This window comes from Paraniabella hibiscisoli (assembly GCF_022512515.1).
Taxonomy (GTDB): Bacteria; Bacteroidota; Bacteroidia; order Chitinophagales; family Chitinophagaceae; genus Niabella; species Niabella hibiscisoli.
Genome location: NZ_JAKWBK010000001.1, coordinates 715075 through 731187, shown reverse-complemented (window position 1 = coordinate 731187; position 16113 = coordinate 715075). Strand labels below are relative to the sequence as shown.

Here is a 16113-nt window from a genome sequence, read left to right as displayed (position 1 = left end):
TTAAGAATATTTATGCCTTTGAATTCTTAGGATTGCCGGTAAAAGATATTGTTGAAGAATCCGATCTGGAAGCGGCATTACTAGACAACCTGCAAGGTTTTATTCTGAAATGGGTAATGGCTTTTGCCTGGAAGGAAGACAAAAGAAAATACTCATAGGGCAAAAGCACTATTTTGTTGACCTGGTGTTTTATCATCGTATTTTAAAATGCCATGTTTTATTGGAATTAAAAATCGGAGAGTTTGAGCATGGTGATATCAGCCAGCTCAATACCTACCTGAATTTTTTCAAGAAGGAAATCTGTGAATCAACAGACAATCTCCCCGTTGGTATATTGCTCGTAGCAGAAAAAGACCAGGCCTTGGTAGAGTATGCCACAGCGGGAATGGATGAAAATTTGTTTGTTAAAAGTATATGCTTAAGCTGCCTCAGAAAGGAAAGCTTAAAAAATATGTAGAGAAGGAAATACAACGTTTGAAGTGATTTTGAATTCTTGGGACACTGTCCCAAGAATTCAAAATAAATAAACTTTATATAGAAGTACAATGTCAGAAACACTCTTTGTAATAAAAATAGGTGGAAACGTTATTGATAATCCTGAAGCGTTGAAAAACTTTTTGAAGGATTTCGCACAGGTAAAGGGGCATAAAATACTGATCCACGGAGGTGGTAAGATCGCTACTAAAATAGGAGATCAGCTAGGTGTACAATCCAAATATATCAATGGGCGGCGTATTACAGATGATGATACGATTGATATTGTTACGATGGTATATGGAGGATTGGTCAATAAAAAAATAGTAGCGCAGTTACAAGCCTTGCAAACCAACGCCATTGGCCTTACCGGCGCGGACGCTAATATTATACCGGCAACCAAAAGACCATTAAAGGTGATTGATGGAGCCAATGTTGACTTTGGTTGGGTAGGAGATGTTGAACCTTCAAAGTTTGAAAGTCAAAGTTTGAAAACGCTTATCGATGGAGGCTTTACACCAGTGTTTGCGCCTCTTACGCACGATGGGCAGGGACATATTTTAAATACCAATGCCGATACCATTGCTGCTACTTTGGCTGTAGGTTTGTCATCACTATATGATGTGCGGTTAATCTATTGCTTTGAGAAGAAGGGCGTTTTAGAAGATGTAAACAATGATGAATCTGTAATAAGGAATATCAACAAAGAAAAGTATCAGCAACTACTAGACGAGAATAAATTATTTGAAGGCATCCTTCCTAAAATAGATAACGCGTTTGATGCGATCAATGCAGGAGTGAAAGAAGTATTGATTGGCCATGCTGCCGATTTGGTAAAAAATACAACTGAATCAACCGAAGGAACATTAATCACCCGCTAATGAATGAACAAACTCTATATAGTAGTGCTGTAACGTTACTGAAGCAATTAATACGAACCTCCAGCTTCAGTAAAGAAGAACAGGAAACAGCCGGGCATATTAAACAGCATTTATTACAGTTTGGTGTTACTGCCGAACAATCGGGTAATAATATCATTGCAAAGAATAAATACTTCGATCCGGCTAAACCAACAGTTTTACTTAATTCGCATCACGATACCGTAAAGCCCAACCCGAATTACACTTTAGATCCATTCGATCCCATTGAGAAAGATGGAAAGTTATTTGGCCTGGGAAGCAATGATGCAGGTGGTTGCCTGGTATCGTTGATCGCCACTTTTATTCATTTTTATGAAGCGCAGTCGTTACCATATAATGTGATGTTGGTTGCCAGCGCCGAGGAAGAGATTTCGGGGTATAATGGTATTGAAGCGGTAGTAAAAGAATTGCCACTTATCGATTTTGCTATCGTAGGCGAACCTACCCTCATGCAAATGGCCGTTGCCGAAAGAGGCCTCATGGTATTGGATGCAACTGCCCATGGCAAAGCGGGTCACGCCGCGCGCAACGAGGGTGAAAACGCCATTAGCAATGCCCTGAAAGATATTAATTGGTTTCATAGCTACCAGTTCGAAAAAGTATCTCCATTGTTGGGGCCTAATAAAATGTCGGTTACGGTAATTGAAACAGAGAACAAGGCGCATAATGTAGTGCCTGCTATATGTAAATATGTAGTGGACGTAAGAGTAAATGAGCTCTACACTTTTGATGAAGTAATTGCAGTAATTGAGCAGCAGGTAGAAAGTGAGATCAAACCCCGATCCACGCGTTTAAAATCTACATCCATCGCTACAGACCATCCGATTATTAAAGCAGGGTTATCCATGGATAAAACCATGTATGGGTCGCCCACCACTTCAGACAAAGCCTTAATGCCTTTTCCCGCTTTAAAAATGGGCCCAGGCGACAGCGCGCGCAGTCATTCAGCTGATGAGTTTATTTACCTCGAAGAGATTGAAAAAGGAATAAAAGACTATATCAAAATTTTAGAAAAGATTATGTAATCTTTTCCTTTTCTTCATCATTACAAAAAATGCTAATGAGAAATCTTTGTCTTGCCTGCTGCCTGCTATTGGCTTTGGGCTCAAACGCGCAAAAAGGCATCACCTTTGATATTGAAAAATTAACGCCGCCCCAAAGGCTTTTAGAGGAGAACCGGGATACCAACATCTACAAACGGCTCCTGCAATCAGCGGCTGCAACAGAATCGATCCCTGTAATGGCCAATCAAACTCATGCTCTTTCCGATCTTGTAGCACGATATAAAGCACCCGGCCCGTTAGTGAATTTTGGGTATCATTCTTTTTTGATGGCATGTACCATGCTTATGCAGAACACCGGCCGGTAGTGCTATCGCCCGATATTATATGGTTATTAATTTCACAAGGGTTTGCACAACATGTAAATAATAACGCTGAGGCATTACGCAAGCATTTTGTAAAGCATGAAGGGAGGGTGTCATTAATAGTACAAGACAACCGTATCCGGCTCAATAATCCTGAAAGCCCCTGGCAGGATGTTTTTCCCGTTTTTACGAAAAAGATCGAAAGCTATACCGGCAAAGCCCTGATTGATGCGCTGACTGCCGATTTTACCACCACTACACCCATTACACGCATAGCATCGCAAATTACCATTATGGATGCCATGAAGCAATATTTCGAGTACATCGTAATGCGCATTGGCTGTGGTATACCACAAGTAACACTCGAAGGTACTACCGCCGATTGGCAAAAGGTACTGGATAAAACCCATGCACTTAAAAAATATGAACTGGATTGGTGGCTGAAAGAAGTTGAACCTTTGTTACAGGAATTTGTAAATGCATCAGCTGGTAAGGTAAACACTGATTTCTGGCGCAATATGTTTAAATACCATGATGTAAAAGGAGTTTATAAAAGCCAGACAATTGATGGCTGGTTCGTTAAATTTTTTCCTTATAATAAAGAAGGCAAACGTAACAATTTGGACAGTTTATCAGGAAGTTCAAAACTCCCCGATGAAATAGCAAAAGTTGATCTGCGCTACCTGGTGCTGGATGATGCGGGCAATGTTATAGAAGATACACCACTTGAACTTTGGGCGGGATTTATTGGTTTAAGCCAGAATAAAACCAACTATGCATTGACTCCCGAAATAGGCTGGCTGATCAAAAGAAAGGATACGCTTCCTGATCCTGCAATTGTCAACCGGCTGCAAAGGGAAAAAGACAATGGATTTGGCGGCATAGAAATACGGGTAAATGAAGTGCCGGCTGAAATACTGCAAATCGATCGTTTTAAAAGGTTAAGCATCACTTTTACCGACAGCATACGGATACCGGAAGCCATGGGTAAAATACAGATAGAACAATTGCTCCTCAATGGGAAAATAACCAAAGAGGAAGAACGGCGCATTTTCGCTCTTTTCCCTAATACTAATGTATTTATCAATTCCAGGCAGGACTAACCTTTTCACTTCCATTGCCTAGCTAGATTACGCGATGGTCTGCCGTTGGCAGGTTGATTATTTTCGCTGCTTATTAAAAACAGTATGAGAAAAATATTTTTAATGGCATTAGCAGCCCTATGCCTGGTATCCTGCAGTAAAGATAAGTCGGATGCCCCTCCTGAGAAGAAAGTAAGACTGGTTAAAAACACTACTCAAACAGCTAGTTACGCCTATACCTACGATGCCAATGGTCGTATGCGAACCCAGGAATACACCAGTAAATCGCAGGGCTTTGTATATACTTTTACGTTTACAAAGTATGATAATAATGGTAATCTCTTAGAAGGTACCATTGACTACAAAGAGCCTGCTACTGCCGATCAAAAGCTGGTGATTGAGTATAAAGATGGAAAGCTTTTCAAAAAAACTTACTCTGAATTAACCACCGGCAATAAGCTAAATAGTAGCGAAACTACTTATGAGGGCGATTTTATTATTGTAAGAAGTTATAATAAATTGGATGTGTTAACGGGAATTACCAAGTATAAGTTTGGAAGCACCGGGAGGATCATTGCCAACGAAATTTATACAGCGGCTAACGTACTGTCTTATCATTATACGGTAGATGCTTTCGATGATAAAAAGAACCCAACGGATCTGTATCCGACGGGATATTTGAGCTACACAAGACCGGGTAATGATGCAAACGTAGTTACCTATACTTACTATTTTAAAAATCCTGACAGAACTGATCCTTACACAGTAAGTGGCTACGAGTACAATAGCTTTGGGTATCCTACTAAAAGAACCATCTCGTATACAAACGGTAGCTGGAACGATACCTGGGAATACGAAGAATATTAAATTTTAGCCTCAAAACATACTGGTATAAGCACAGATTGTGTTTCTTTGTAAGCCGTAAATCGTATTAAACGTTCTACGGCTTTTTAACAATGGGTCATACATATTTTGACGCCATCATAATTATTACAGCATGAAACTCTGGCAAAAAGATACAGCAGCGCTTAAAGAGGTAGAAACTTTTACAGTAGGCAAGGATCGGGAAATGGACTTATACCTGGCGCCTTTTGATGTGCTGGGCTCATTGGCCCATACACGCATGCTGGAATCGGTTGGATTGTTAGATAAAAAAGACCTGTCTGATCTTCAGGCAGCGTTGAAGGAGATCTATCAGCAAATAGAAAAAGGCGAATTTACCTTGCAGGATAATGTAGAAGATATTCACTCGCAGGTAGAACTACTGCTTACCCAAAAGCTGGGTGATGCAGGTAAGAAAATACATAGCGCCCGAAGCCGAAACGACCAGGTTCTGGTAGATATTAAACTGTTTTTACGTAGTGAGATTGAAGGTATGGTGAATACTATTCTCCCATTTTTTGAGCTGTTACAAAAACAGAGTGAAACATTCAAAGACCATTTGTACCCGGGTTATACGCATCTGCAATTGGCAATGCCTTCTTCCTTCGGACTATGGTTTGGCGCTTATGCTGAAGGCCTGGTAGATGATATGCTAACCCTGAAAGCTGCATTTGAAGTAGTAAACAAAAACCCGCTGGGGTCAGCCGCAGGATATGGCTCTTCTTTCCCTATCAACCGCCAAATGACCACGGAGCTCTTAGGCTTTTCCAGCCTTAATTACAACGTGGTATATGCGCAGATGGGACGGGGTAAGGCAGAGCGTGTTGTGGCGCAGGCCCTTGCTAATATCGCCGACACCATATCAAGGTTGAGTATGGATATGACCTTGTACCTGAACCAGAATTTTGCATTTGTAAGCTTCCCCGCTGAGTTAACCACAGGAAGCAGCATTATGCCACATAAAAAGAACCCTGATGTATTCGAGCTCATCCGCTCTCATTGCAACCGCATTAAAGCGTTGCCCAATGAAATAGCCATGATGACCACTAATCTTCCATCAGGTTATCACCGGGATCTTCAATTATTAAAAGAACATTTATTCCCTGCATTTAAAACCTTAAAGGATTGTATTGAAATGGCGGGACTGATGCTTTCTAATATCGATATTAAAAAAGATATACTAACAGACGAAAAATATAAATACCTGTTTACGGTAGATCTGGTGAATCAGCTGGTATTACAAGGTGTTACCTTTCGCGATGCTTACATACAGGTAGGACGATCGGTAGAAGATGGTACTTACCGGGTGCCCGAACAAACACCCATCAATAACCCGCATGAAGGTTCTGTTCAAAACCTTTGTACCAAAGAAATAAAGAGCTTGATGGATACAGCAGTGAGTGATTTTAATTTTGAAAAAGTACATGAAGCTGTCAAAAGCCTATTGCAATAGATCATTATCAGAAAGCCGGGAAACACACCCCGGCTCTTTTATTTAAGTCGTTCCAGCTTGCCTTTGCGCTTAACCAGGTTTTTATAGTCCCATTGAATATCGCGTGCTTTTTCAGCCAGCGGCTCAGGTCTTTAGTCTTTATCTGGTCTTTTAATTCATAGGTGATAGAGGCGTCTTTAAACTTTCCTGTACCAGGTGTTAAAAAAGGCTCTTCAAAATCAGCTCCGCTCCAGAACATCAAACGAAGTCCGGTTTTGAGTCTACTGTAGCCCACTACGGGGTTGCCTTCTAAAAACCAAACGGGGTGCGCATGCCATATTTTACTCTCAGCCTCCGGTAAACCCTTATCAATTTGCCGGGACAATTCCATACAAATAGCCGCATCTTCTGCCGTTTGTGCCGCATTATATGTTTCAATGTCTTTATGCATAATGCCTTTTGTAGGGGAATTTACGCCTTTTGTAGAAAGTTTGTGTTGCAACTGTAACATTCTTGAAGTTTTTACGATTACTACTAGTTATGTTTATCGTATCCAAACCACTAATGAGACATTTTTTGTATTTGCTAACTTCAGTTGCCTGCCTTTTTATTTCGGCATCATCCTTTGCCCAGGGTTCTGTCAGAGGTAAACTGCTGGATGCCGCACTCAAAAGCCCTTATATATGGCCACCGTTACGGTGTTCCAGGCGCAGGATACTTCTTTGGTTACCTACAGGCTGAGCGCTGAGGATGGAAGCTTTAGATTACCAGGACTTGCAGCCAATATTCCCTACCGTATTCTTGTATCTTTTAGTGGTTATGCGGTGCATCGCCAGCAATTTCAGCTGAAAGCAGATTCGTTGGATATGGACCTGGGGGCAATTACGCTACATCCCCCGCTACGCAGTTAGAGGAGATTTTGGTTATTGCAGAAAGACCGCCCATGGTAATCAGGCGGGATACGGTAGAATTTAACGCCAATGCATTTAAGACCCTGCCCAACGCAATGGTGGAAGACCTGCTTAAAAAGCTACCCGGTGTACAGGTAGATAAACAGGGGAATATTATGGTTAACGGCAAGCGGGTGAATAGGATATTAGTGGATGGTAAGAATTTCTTTGGCAGCGATCCTAAAATGGCTTCGCGTAATCTTCCCTCCAATGTGATCGATAAAATACAGGTTACAGATGATAAGGATGAACTGCTGGAACGTGGTGATGACAACCTTAATAACGTAGGAAAAGTGATCAACCTCACCTTTAAAAAAGGAGTAAAGAAAGGTATGTTTGGTAAGGCCTATGGCGGTGGCGGAACGGGTATCAATGGAGGCCGTTATGAAGGGGGCGCTATTGCCAATATATTCAGAGATACACTGCAGGTAAGCCTTTTAGGATATACCAACAATCTTAACCGCCCCGGATTTGGCTGGGCCGACCTGATGCAAACTGGAGGACTGCAGCGTAACCGGGATGTAAGTGGTGGTGGTAACAACAATACCAATAATTCTAATTTCGGCTCAACGATTTCTATTAATGGGATCAACTTCGGAGGTATGTCCCGCCTGGGTGGGGTAACTACGAGTAGCGGCCTCGGGTTTAACCTTAACCACTCTCCCAATAATAAAAAAGCTTTTTTGCTCAATACTACCTGGGAGGTGTTAAAACAGATGTGGAAAGCAACACGACTACGAGAATATCCAATGGCGACACCATCATCACCAACCGTTCTTTGTATGATGCGAAGGTGAAGGGCTTAACCCATACGATTGGCGCAGGTATTAACCTTAAGCCGGATACTGTTACCACCATTAATGCTACGGCCAATTATATATTGGCTACCGAAAGAACCAACAGCATTAATAATCAAAGCGGCGAGAACAACCTGCTGGGCTTACTGAATGAAGGAGTGGTTGGTATAAATGGTAAAACAGGCAATAATATACTAAGGCAGAATTTTTCTATTACCCGTTTATCCAAAAAGAAAGCCGGTCGACGCATTTCATTGGCCCAGGGCCTTACCTGGAACAGCCGGTCGGTAGATAATTATACTGACGCCGAAATCAACTATCGCCAGCCCAGGCAGTATGATAGCCTTATTAACCAGTTAAGGCAGGAGCGCGTACCCACCTGGTTTGCCTATGCGGGCCTCAACTACCGGGAGCCATTAAGTAAAAAACTATTTCTGCGTGCCGGCGCCCGTTACGAATATGAAAACCTGAAGAATGACATTGCTACGCTCGATAAGCAAGGTGCGGTTTATAATACAAGGAACAACGAACTCAGCAGCGATTTTTCAAGGAATAGTAATCGGTACTTCCTAAGTACAGGCTTAGAGTTGAAGCTAAAAGACCTGGCTATTACACCCGGTGTACGATACCAGTACCAGCATTTTGATAATAAACTTTCTTTTATGGCCAACCCGGTAGTTCAAAGATTAAATAATATACTGCCACAATTGGAAATCACTTATCGTAAGCTTACAGTAAACTACAACAGGGATATTGTGTTGCCTGATTATACGTACATGATACCTGTAAGAAACAATACCAATCCTTACCTGGTAAACCTGGGGAATACCGACCTGTTACCTGCTGTTATGGACAGGATCTCTGTGAACCTCAATACCTTTAATCCTAAAAATAATTTGAATGTATGGAGCTGGGGCGAAGCCTGGATCGCCGAGAATGATGTGGTGCAAAGCATTACTATGGATGCAAGCGGCCTGCAAACCATTAAGCCTATTAATGCTAATGGAAGCAAACGTGTGGCTGCCAATTTTGGCCTGAACCAGGATATTAAATACAAAAATAGTTTTACGCTTTCATGGAACTGGGGTACCTGGACAGAGTACCGGGAAAATCCATTTTATTTTAATAACCAGGAAAGCCGGCAGCAGCGCGCTTGCTTGCTCAGCAATATATGGAGCAGCATAGGTTTTAACTGGGACGATAAGCTGGAGGTTATTCCCGCCTATTCTTTTTCCTATATGAATGTAAAAAATACCAATCCTTTATTTACAACACAAAGTAGTTTCGACCAGACGATAGGCATCGAAACTGTTATGCGCTATATCAAACATGTGATCTTCGATAGTGAATTGCGTTATCTTAATAATAATGCTTTTGCCAATCCGGAGTATCGTCGCATGTTTATGTGGAATGCAGGTGTCAACTTTACTTTTTCAAAGATGAAAGAGCCGTATTGAGAATATTTGCCAACGATATTTTAAATCAAACCCGTAATACAGACATCATTCCCAATCAGAATACGGTGCGCACCATTTATAGCAATATTATAGGCCAGTATTTTATGGCTACGTTTACTTACAACCTAAGGCCATCGGGCGCTAAAGGAAAGGTTGGGGGATCATGGTCTTTATTTTAAAAACTATACAACAAGAGCCCCGTTGGTTGCAGGCGGCTCCCCCTTACCAAGCTTTTCAATGCTATCAAGCGTTACCATAGCTATTTGTTCAAGGGCCTCTTTGGTAAAAAAAGCCTGGTGGGCGGTAACCAGTACATTGGGAAAGCTCATGAGGCGTTGTATCATATCATCCTGGATAATATGGGAAGAAAGGTCTTTAAAGAACAGCTTTTCCTCCTGTTCATATACATCGATACCCAGGTAGCCGATATGGCCGGTTTTTAAAGCATCTATACAGTCTTTGGTATCTATTAGCTTACCGCGACCTGTATTGATGATCATCACACCTTTTTTCATAAAGGGGATGGTTTGTTGGTCGATAAGATGAGTAGTTTGTTCGTTGAGAGGACAATGCAGGGAGATGATATCGCTTTGCTGCAGCAAAGTTATCAATGGAAGAAATACGACTCCTTCCGCTTCCAGGCTCTTATCAGCTACCAGGTCAAAAGCCAGCACCCTACATCCCATGCCCAACATCATCCGGCAAAACGCTTTACCTATATTGCCCGTGCCCACTACGCCAACTGTTTTTTGATACAGGTTAAAACCCAGTAGTCCCTGTAAAGAAAAGTTTTGTTCTCTTACCCTGTTATAAGCCTTATGAGTTTTCCGGTTCAACGTCATGATCATGGCAAGCGCATGTTCGGCCACCGCTTCTGGTGAGTAAGCAGGTACGCGGCACACCCTGATACCCAGCTCATGCGCAGCTTCTATATCCAGGTTATTAAAACCGGCACATCTCAGGGCAATGATCTTCACTCCTTTTGTGGCAAGTACTTCCAATACCTGCCTGTTGAGCTGGTCATTTACAAATGCGCAGATCGCTATACTGTTTTGAATCACTTCGGCAGTAGCTGCATTCAGTTCTGTTTCGAAAAACTCATATTCAAACCCATAACACTCGTTAGCATGAACGAAGCTTTCTTTATCGTAAGGTTTGGCAGAGAAGAATGTAATTTTCATATAGACGGTTATAAATTTAAAAGACAAATTTAGTAATCTCGGATATACGACGGTTTCATGACCAGATTGAATTATTAAACTATACGAAATGCTCCCTTTTGGGGTGGGATACTGATATTCCTCTCTTAAGTATTAATGATCTGGCCTTTGATGGCAAGGTTTGAAATGAGCATCGGCTGGGGTAAACAATAAACCATATTTCATAAATTGCGTTGTTTATGAAAATTAAAACTATCTTCAAAATAGCATCGGTTATTTTATGCCTGTTTCTGGTTTTCAGGCTGTTAAACCCGACTATCACCAAAAGCATGACGGTGCTGCGCTGTGAGGGGAAATATAAAATGTCTGTATTCGGCCGGCCCTACGAAGGTTATAATTATCATAATGCAAAAATGGATATTGCTAAATGTCTTTGCAAAAAATACATAGCTACAAAGGATAAAAAACATGCAACTGAAATAGGGAAGATATTAAGTGAATTTGAAGCTTATGACAATATCAAAGACGAACCGGTAGAAGAAATTTGTGAAAACAGGGACAGTGTATTTATCTATTGGTATTATGAGTAACCGTGCAGCGACAGAGCGCTCCAGGTTGAACTGATTTACTGCAAAGGCAATGACGGTAAAACAAATGAGAAGTCATAAATTTTACAGCAGGTAACACCTGAATAAAAGTAATAAAAGTATATGATCACAATTCACAGAACTAACTCAGAAGATACCAGTTTTAAGGGGCTGGTTATTGAACTAGACAAGGATTTAGCCAAACGAAACGGTGACACGAACGACTTTTTTGCACAGTTCAATAAAATGGACCTCATTAAAAATGTTGTAGTAGCGTTTGATGATGCAGTCCCGGTGGGTTGTGGCGCCATGAAACCCTACAACCAATCGGCCATGGAGATAAAGCGGATGTATGTACTACCTGACAGAAGAGGCAAAGGCATAGCAGTTTCAATATTGCAGGAGCTGGAGGCATGGGCTAGAGAATTAGGTTATGCTAAATGTGTTTTAGAAACCGGGGACCAAATGCCCGAAGCCATTGGGCTTTACAGTAAAACGGGCTATCAGGTTATTCCTAATTATGGACCTTATGAAAATGTGAAAAGCAGTATTTGTTTTGAGAAGGTTTCATAAGCGTTAATAAAAACACTTTCAGGATTCTCTATGACAACCACTAATTGTAAAGGTCAATGATCAAAGCTCAGGTTACTTTTTGGTTGTACGGTAAACAGAATGCGAAGTGCTACTGCTAATAAGATATTTAAAGAAGACAAGAGGTTCGAAGTTCGCTCAGCGGGAACTGATAAAACTGCCCATACAGTTCTATCACAAGAAATATTAGGCTGGGCAGATAGCATTATAGTTATGGAAAGGCATCACAGAAATCATATCAGAAAGCATTTTCCAGATGTTTACCAAAACAAAAAGATTGTTTGCTTATACATTCCAGACGACTATGATTATATGCAACCAGAATTAATTGAAATGCTGAACGCTAAAGTGGAAGACATCTACAAGAGAAAATTGATCTAACACTTCCCTGTAGATCTAAGTCCCGTCAGGAACTACTGGTTGGTAGCTGAATTTCAACGCCAGGACGCGCGTGCCGTAGGTGCGCAACCTGGATGCCATTAATTGTATCCACAATCCATGACCGAAAAATGGTTACATTAGCAAAGTGGCTGGGCTAAATGCTACAGGATATACGCCAGGAGATCATTCTGTTACAACCATTATTTTCTTTGCAGGACTTCTATCCTCAATCATTAAACAAATACTAAATGAACAAATTGCTGCTTTGTCTACTAATACCCGCCTTGTCATTTGCACAGGTTGACAGTACTGACATCATAGTTAAGCAAATGATGGAACAGCAAAAAATCGTGGGGCTTTCATTAGCTGTAATAAAAAATGGCCAAACAGTGGCTAACAAAGGGTATGGATTAGCCAATGTAGAATTGAATGTGCCTGTAGACGCTGAAACTGTTATCCGGCTGGGCTCGGTAAGTAAACAGTTTTTTACCACCGCCATTATAAAACTAATGGAGGAGGGTAAGCTGAGTATTGATGATTCGGTACACAAGTTTTTTCCGGACGCTCCGGCGGCCTGGCGACCCATAACCATAAACAACCTGATGTCTCACACATCTGGGCTGCAAAGAGAAGGACCGGCTTATGACAATAACAAAATTCAGCCGGATATTGATATTATAAAGTCCGCTTATAATCTCCCTTTTGTTTTTAATGTTGGAGAAAAATTCCAATATTGTAATCTTGGATATTTTATGCTCGCTGAAATTATAACGCAGGTGAGCGGTATGCCCTGGCAGGACTATATTCGCGCTGCATTATTTATACCGGCAGGCATGCACAATAGTTATCTCACTGATTTTTACCCCATCATTCCACACCGTGCCAGCGGATACATGCACCTTAAAGACACGCTGGTCAACGCTACCGCTATGTATGCCATAAGACCCAGCGGCGGATTTCTCTCTACTTCTACCGATATGATACAAGGGAAAAGGCTATGAGAGAAAAGAAGATTATTCTTAAGAAGGAGAATTGGGAGAAACTTTGGCAGCCCTATATTAAAACCTCAGATAAAGCTGATGCAAAAGAATACTATGGGTTTGGCTGGTTTGTAGAAGAGTATAAAGGACATCCTTTAGTTCAGCACGGAGGCGCTAATATAGGTTTCAGGTCGGTATTCATGCATTTTGTGAATGATGGACTTTCTATTATTATTCTTACGAACACCGATGAAGCCAATCCACGTATAATCGCGAACAAGCTGGCTGATTATTATTTTAGAAAGTAAGATTTTAAGTATGATTATGTTGAAATCGAATGAGTTTTTTTATGTAAATATCTCTGCCATGATCATAAAGCCATTAATAAATGGAATTTTGATTGTCGCCATTTTAGGCTTTCTTTTAATCAAGTGCTTTAGTCTTGGTTTAGGCAACCCTACAACAGTTGATCCCGCACAAATAACCAGGACAAGGCTTTGATTTCAGTATATGCTATCAGGGATATAAGATAAACAGACATCGCTTACAGGTTGAATTTAAGAATGTTTTTTAAGAGTAGCTCAAGGCAAATTATTCATAAATACGAACGATGAAAACAAGAGACGAGAAATTAAAAGCCATCATCCATTGGGCAAATAACAATAAAGACATAAAGGCCTCTTTGCTCACCAGCTCGTTGGCCAATCCGTCTGCGCCGGTTGATGAATTCAGCGACCTGGATATTGAACTTATTTTCGAAAGCAATGCATCCTACATATCTGATAATAACTGGCTGCAGCAGTTTGGCAAACCTATTGCCATGATCGAGGAGGATGAAAGCTGCTTCGATAACCGGCATGCTATGAAAATGGTGTTATATGATGATGGTGTAAAGGTTGATTTTAAATTATACAGCGTAAATAAATTTTTAGAAGATCTGCAACAAAAAGATTTACCTGAAGACTGGGATATTGGCTATCAGGTGTTGATGGATAAAGATGGCATTACCCACGCTATGCAACCACCCACTTATCAGGTTTCCATTATCAAAAAGCCATCAGCCCAAAGATTTCAGCAAGTCATCAACGACTTTTGGTGGGATACCACTTATGTAGCTAAATGCCTGGCAAGAGATGAAATATTCTACGCCAAATTTATGTCGGAAACCAATATTCGTACACAATACCTGGTTCCGCTAATTGAATGGCATATTGCCAATCGGCACGATTGGGGCATCACCACCAACAAGTATGGAAGGCTCTTTAAGAAGTACCTCGACTCGGCAACCTGGCTGAAAGCACAGCAGACATTTTCGGGCAGCGTTATTGCAGACAATTGGAATGCCTTGTGGGCTATGGCAGACCTGGTGGCGGAGGTAGGAGCTGAGTTAGCTCAAACATTAGGTTATACTTATCCTTATGAGTTGGAAAAAATATAAGGAACTATCTTTTGCAAGTGCGTTTGGGGACATCGACAAAATAATTAATGAATATGAAAGTATCATCAAGAGCCGTAGCCATTTTAAAACAAATTGATAGTCGCACAAAACTGGGTGACCTGAGAAAAATGGCGAAAGAAATCAAAAAAGATCACTCCCTTGCTATGGAGCTTTGGGCCTCGGTAAATTTCTGCCACGGCAGCTATCCATTTTAATTATGGATAATAAATTATTATCGCAGGAGGTGATTAACGAGTTGGATAAAGACATGCAAACACACTCGTCGGAGGAAAGAAACCAATTAATCGATTGGCTAATGGCCAACCAACTTACTAAGGACAAAAAAACAATAGCTTTAATCGAATCATGGGAAAATAGCCCCTCCGCACTTCAAAGGCGGATTTTTTGGTACTACCAGGCCAGGTTAAGATGGATGGGGCAAACACCTCCCGGCAACACTGAAGAACTGCTGGCTGCCATAGAAAGCAATATTGCTGGTGAGCAACCGGAGGTACAATGGGCTATGAATTTTACAGCTGCATGGATAGGTGTTTATGAAAAAAGTATCGCAAGCGTTGTGTTGCTATTGGTGAAACAACGGGGCTCTACAAAGGCGAGATGGTATCCAAGGGATGTACGCCCGACTATTTACCCGAGTTTATTGCTATTGAAGCCGCTAAACGGAATTTGTAAAATGGTAAAGTGCGTTTGCTTAAAATATGATCACCTGATGTTTCTTCCGGATACTTCTGGGGCCGCTTCATTCTAAAAGAAAGAGGCTGCTAAATTAACAACCTCTTTCAACCTGAGACCTATTATGCCTTATTTATTCCTAAACGAGTAGCTTCCTCAACAGGAGAGTATACTACATCAGCGTCTGAAATCAATAATTCACCCCTTAACAACAAAGGCGGTTGCGCCATAAACCTGGGTTGGCTTCCCTTATGTGGCTGAGCTGAATGAATCAAAAACGGATGACACAGATAAACTGTGCCTGCCTTGCCGGTTGCATACACTTCTTTTCTTTTAGGCAACTCGTCTAATTTTCCTGCAAGCTCCATGAAAGAAAGACCTGAATCTCCCTCATTTGATAGTATCCTTGCAACATCTATATGAGAGCCTTCATAAATGATCGTAGGCGCATCGTGTTCGCCAACATCGGAATACAAGACTAACATCAGTAAAGCCCGTCCTTTCGATTTGACGTTGACACGCCATTCAAAAAAATTATCCGGGTCAGCCCCAGGAAAACCGGCATCCACGTGTTTACCTGTATCATTAGGTTGCCGGTTGGTTGGAAACCTGACAGGAAATGTTCCTACGCTTTTACAAGGAATCCATTTGTCCTTACCGATCAACTGATTGAAAGCATCATGCAACTTTGGCGTATTTACCGATTTAACAAAAGGTTCATTTGTGTACATTCCCAAACGAAATACAGGCTCGGTCCAGGTTGACGGATCGGACCTGTCATAGGGGAGATCGTTCCAAAGAATTTCCAAAGCCTCGTCTGCAAGTGCCTTTGAAAATGAGTGATCGAGGCTAATAAAGCCACGATGAATAAAATGTTCTATTTCCTCTTTATTTAATAGATGTGACATATTTCTGGTAGCCAC

General features: G+C 41.3%; 21 protein-coding genes and 1 pseudogene. 19 read left to right on the top strand and 3 right to left on the bottom strand.

From position 1 onward, the window contains the following. The first annotated feature begins 109 nt into the window (after nt 1-109). The 7 genes from MKP07_RS04705 (at nt 110) to argH (ending at nt 6177) form a co-directional block, all read left to right on the top strand. On the top strand, nt 110-457 hold the full coding sequence (locus MKP07_RS04705; protein ID WP_240845351.1) for a PDDEXK nuclease domain-containing protein: 348 nt from the start codon (nt 110-112) through the stop codon (nt 455-457). 88 nt (nt 458-545) lie between these two features. Next, the gene (gene argB / locus MKP07_RS04700; RefSeq protein ID WP_240845349.1) at nt 546-1355 is read left to right on the top strand and encodes an acetylglutamate kinase; all 810 of its coding nucleotides are present in this window, start codon (nt 546-548) and stop codon (nt 1353-1355) included. Continuing rightward, complete coding sequence (locus tag MKP07_RS04695; RefSeq protein ID WP_240845347.1) at nt 1355-2419, top strand: M20 family metallo-hydrolase; 1065 nt, start codon at nt 1355-1357, stop codon at nt 2417-2419. The genes argB and MKP07_RS04695 overlap by 1 nt, the downstream gene beginning before the upstream one ends. Before the next feature lie 35 nt (nt 2420-2454). After that, nucleotides 2455-2763, top strand: a complete 309-nt coding sequence (locus MKP07_RS04690) for a hypothetical protein (protein ID WP_240845345.1) — start codon at nt 2455-2457, stop codon at nt 2761-2763. After that, nucleotides 2730-3863, top strand: a complete 1134-nt coding sequence (locus tag MKP07_RS04685) for a DUF4419 domain-containing protein (protein ID WP_240845343.1) — start codon at nt 2730-2732, stop codon at nt 3861-3863. Before MKP07_RS04690 ends, MKP07_RS04685 begins: the two co-directional genes overlap by 34 nt. Nucleotides 3864-3947: 84 nt before the next feature. After that, nucleotides 3948-4709 carry a hypothetical protein gene (locus MKP07_RS04680; protein WP_240845341.1) on the top strand — a complete coding sequence of 254 codons (762 nt, stop codon included), beginning with the start codon at nt 3948-3950 and terminating at the stop codon, nt 4707-4709. Nucleotides 4710-4839: 130 nt separating this feature from the next. Continuing rightward, a complete protein-coding gene (gene argH / locus MKP07_RS04675) occupies nt 4840-6177 on the top strand; it encodes an argininosuccinate lyase (RefSeq protein ID WP_240845339.1) in 1338 nt (445 codons plus the stop codon). A gap of 7 nt (nt 6178-6184) precedes the next feature. Here the strand turns inward: argH and MKP07_RS04670 are convergent, their stop codons facing one another. Further along, nucleotides 6185-6667 (bottom strand): DUF1801 domain-containing protein, encoded by a 483-nt coding sequence (locus MKP07_RS04670; protein WP_240845337.1) that lies wholly within the window; start codon nt 6665-6667, stop codon nt 6185-6187. Nucleotides 6668-6839: 172 nt separating this feature from the next. Between MKP07_RS04670 and MKP07_RS04665 the strand changes: the two genes are divergently transcribed. From MKP07_RS04665 to MKP07_RS04650, 4 genes are read left to right on the top strand one after another with little or no spacing between them, the layout of a single operon-like run. Then, nucleotides 6840-7067, top strand: coding sequence for a carboxypeptidase-like regulatory domain-containing protein (locus MKP07_RS04665; protein WP_240845335.1), 228 nt, complete (start codon nt 6840-6842; stop codon nt 7065-7067). Between the two features lie 32 nt (nt 7068-7099). Continuing rightward, a complete protein-coding gene (locus MKP07_RS04660) occupies nt 7100-7903 on the top strand; it encodes a hypothetical protein (protein WP_240845333.1) in 804 nt (267 codons plus the stop codon). Beyond that, a complete protein-coding gene (locus tag MKP07_RS04655) occupies nt 7825-9360 on the top strand; it encodes an outer membrane beta-barrel protein (RefSeq protein WP_240845331.1) in 1536 nt (511 codons plus the stop codon). The genes MKP07_RS04660 and MKP07_RS04655 overlap by 79 nt, the downstream gene beginning before the upstream one ends. Beyond that, nucleotides 9357-9539, top strand: a complete 183-nt coding sequence (locus MKP07_RS04650; protein WP_240845329.1) for a hypothetical protein — start codon at nt 9357-9359, stop codon at nt 9537-9539. The genes MKP07_RS04655 and MKP07_RS04650 overlap by 4 nt, the downstream gene beginning before the upstream one ends. Before the next feature lie 3 nt (nt 9540-9542). On the opposite strand, the gene MKP07_RS04645 is transcribed toward MKP07_RS04650, so the two are convergent. Continuing rightward, nucleotides 9543-10541: a 2-hydroxyacid dehydrogenase gene (locus tag MKP07_RS04645; RefSeq protein ID WP_240845327.1), complete on the bottom strand. Its 999-nt coding sequence runs from the start codon at nt 10539-10541 to the stop codon at nt 9543-9545. Nucleotides 10542-10759: 218 nt separating this feature from the next. On the opposite strand from MKP07_RS04645, the gene MKP07_RS04640 reads away from it, so the two are divergent. From MKP07_RS04640 to MKP07_RS04610, 8 genes and pseudogenes are all read left to right on the top strand, one after another. Beyond that, entirely contained in the window at nt 10760-11110 is a 351-nt protein-coding gene (locus MKP07_RS04640) for a hypothetical protein (RefSeq protein ID WP_240845325.1), read from the top strand. Nucleotides 11111-11230: 120 nt separating this feature from the next. Further along, nucleotides 11231-11680, top strand: a complete 450-nt coding sequence (locus MKP07_RS04635) for a GNAT family N-acetyltransferase (RefSeq protein ID WP_240845323.1) — start codon at nt 11231-11233, stop codon at nt 11678-11680. Between the two features lie 99 nt (nt 11681-11779). Beyond that, nucleotides 11780-12079: a hypothetical protein gene (locus MKP07_RS04630; RefSeq protein WP_240845321.1), complete on the top strand. Its 300-nt coding sequence runs from the start codon at nt 11780-11782 to the stop codon at nt 12077-12079. Between the two features lie 248 nt (nt 12080-12327). After that, a complete protein-coding gene (locus MKP07_RS37665) occupies nt 12328-13080 on the top strand; it encodes a serine hydrolase domain-containing protein (RefSeq protein ID WP_262919148.1) in 753 nt (250 codons plus the stop codon). Next, complete coding sequence (locus MKP07_RS37660) at nt 13077-13367, top strand: beta-lactamase family protein (protein ID WP_262919147.1); 291 nt, start codon at nt 13077-13079, stop codon at nt 13365-13367. The genes MKP07_RS37665 and MKP07_RS37660 overlap by 4 nt, the downstream gene beginning before the upstream one ends. A 302-nt stretch (nt 13368-13669) precedes the next feature. Then, nucleotides 13670-14541: pseudogene (locus MKP07_RS04620) on the top strand (AadS family aminoglycoside 6-adenylyltransferase). A 9-nt stretch (nt 14542-14550) separates the two neighbouring features. Beyond that, on the top strand, nt 14551-14712 hold the full coding sequence (locus MKP07_RS04615; RefSeq protein WP_240845319.1) for a hypothetical protein: 162 nt from the start codon (nt 14551-14553) through the stop codon (nt 14710-14712). 2 nt (nt 14713-14714) lie between these two features. Beyond that, nucleotides 14715-15266 carry a DNA alkylation repair protein gene (locus tag MKP07_RS04610; protein WP_240845317.1) on the top strand — a complete coding sequence of 184 codons (552 nt, stop codon included), beginning with the start codon at nt 14715-14717 and terminating at the stop codon, nt 15264-15266. A 46-nt stretch (nt 15267-15312) separates the two neighbouring features. Here MKP07_RS04610 and MKP07_RS04605 read toward each other — a convergent pair whose 3' ends face one another. After that, a complete protein-coding gene (locus MKP07_RS04605; protein ID WP_240845315.1) occupies nt 15313-16098 on the bottom strand; it encodes a phytanoyl-CoA dioxygenase family protein in 786 nt (261 codons plus the stop codon). Nucleotides 16099-16113: the final 15 nt, after the last annotated feature.

What these genes read in the sequence shown, in the direction of transcription:
- argB (WP_240845349.1), top strand. Translation starts at nt 546, where the DNA reads ATGTCAGAAACACTCTTTGTAATAAAAATAGGTGGAAACGTTATTGAT.
- MKP07_RS04680 (WP_240845341.1), top strand. Translation starts at nt 3,948, where the DNA reads ATGAGAAAAATATTTTTAATGGCATTAGCAGCCCTATGCCTGGTATCC.
- MKP07_RS04630 (WP_240845321.1), top strand. Translation starts at nt 11,780, where the DNA reads ATGCGAAGTGCTACTGCTAATAAGATATTTAAAGAAGACAAGAGGTTC.
- MKP07_RS04670 (WP_240845337.1), bottom strand. Translation starts at nt 6,667, where the DNA reads ATGTTACAGTTGCAACACAAACTTTCTACAAAAGGCGTAAATTCCCCT.
- MKP07_RS04685 (WP_240845343.1), top strand. Translation starts at nt 2,730, where the DNA reads ATGTACCATGCTTATGCAGAACACCGGCCGGTAGTGCTATCGCCCGAT.
- MKP07_RS04665 (WP_240845335.1), top strand. Translation starts at nt 6,840, where the DNA reads ATGGCCACCGTTACGGTGTTCCAGGCGCAGGATACTTCTTTGGTTACC.
- MKP07_RS04660 (WP_240845333.1), top strand. Translation starts at nt 7,100, where the DNA reads ATGGTAATCAGGCGGGATACGGTAGAATTTAACGCCAATGCATTTAAG.
- argH (WP_240845339.1), top strand. Translation starts at nt 4,840, where the DNA reads ATGAAACTCTGGCAAAAAGATACAGCAGCGCTTAAAGAGGTAGAAACT.
- MKP07_RS04705 (WP_240845351.1), top strand. Translation starts at nt 110, where the DNA reads ATGGGTAATGGCTTTTGCCTGGAAGGAAGACAAAAGAAAATACTCATA.
- MKP07_RS04645 (WP_240845327.1), bottom strand. Translation starts at nt 10,541, where the DNA reads ATGAAAATTACATTCTTCTCTGCCAAACCTTACGATAAAGAAAGCTTC.
- MKP07_RS37665 (WP_262919148.1), top strand. Translation starts at nt 12,328, where the DNA reads ATGAACAAATTGCTGCTTTGTCTACTAATACCCGCCTTGTCATTTGCA.
- MKP07_RS04605 (WP_240845315.1), bottom strand. Translation starts at nt 16,098, where the DNA reads ATGTCACATCTATTAAATAAAGAGGAAATAGAACATTTTATTCATCGT.
- MKP07_RS04635 (WP_240845323.1), top strand. Translation starts at nt 11,231, where the DNA reads ATGATCACAATTCACAGAACTAACTCAGAAGATACCAGTTTTAAGGGG.
- MKP07_RS04610 (WP_240845317.1), top strand. Translation starts at nt 14,715, where the DNA reads ATGGATAATAAATTATTATCGCAGGAGGTGATTAACGAGTTGGATAAA.
- MKP07_RS04615 (WP_240845319.1), top strand. Translation starts at nt 14,551, where the DNA reads ATGAAAGTATCATCAAGAGCCGTAGCCATTTTAAAACAAATTGATAGT.
- MKP07_RS04695 (WP_240845347.1), top strand. Translation starts at nt 1,355, where the DNA reads ATGAATGAACAAACTCTATATAGTAGTGCTGTAACGTTACTGAAGCAA.
- MKP07_RS04690 (WP_240845345.1), top strand. Translation starts at nt 2,455, where the DNA reads ATGAGAAATCTTTGTCTTGCCTGCTGCCTGCTATTGGCTTTGGGCTCA.
- MKP07_RS04640 (WP_240845325.1), top strand. Translation starts at nt 10,760, where the DNA reads ATGAAAATTAAAACTATCTTCAAAATAGCATCGGTTATTTTATGCCTG.
- MKP07_RS37660 (WP_262919147.1), top strand. Translation starts at nt 13,077, where the DNA reads ATGAGAGAAAAGAAGATTATTCTTAAGAAGGAGAATTGGGAGAAACTT.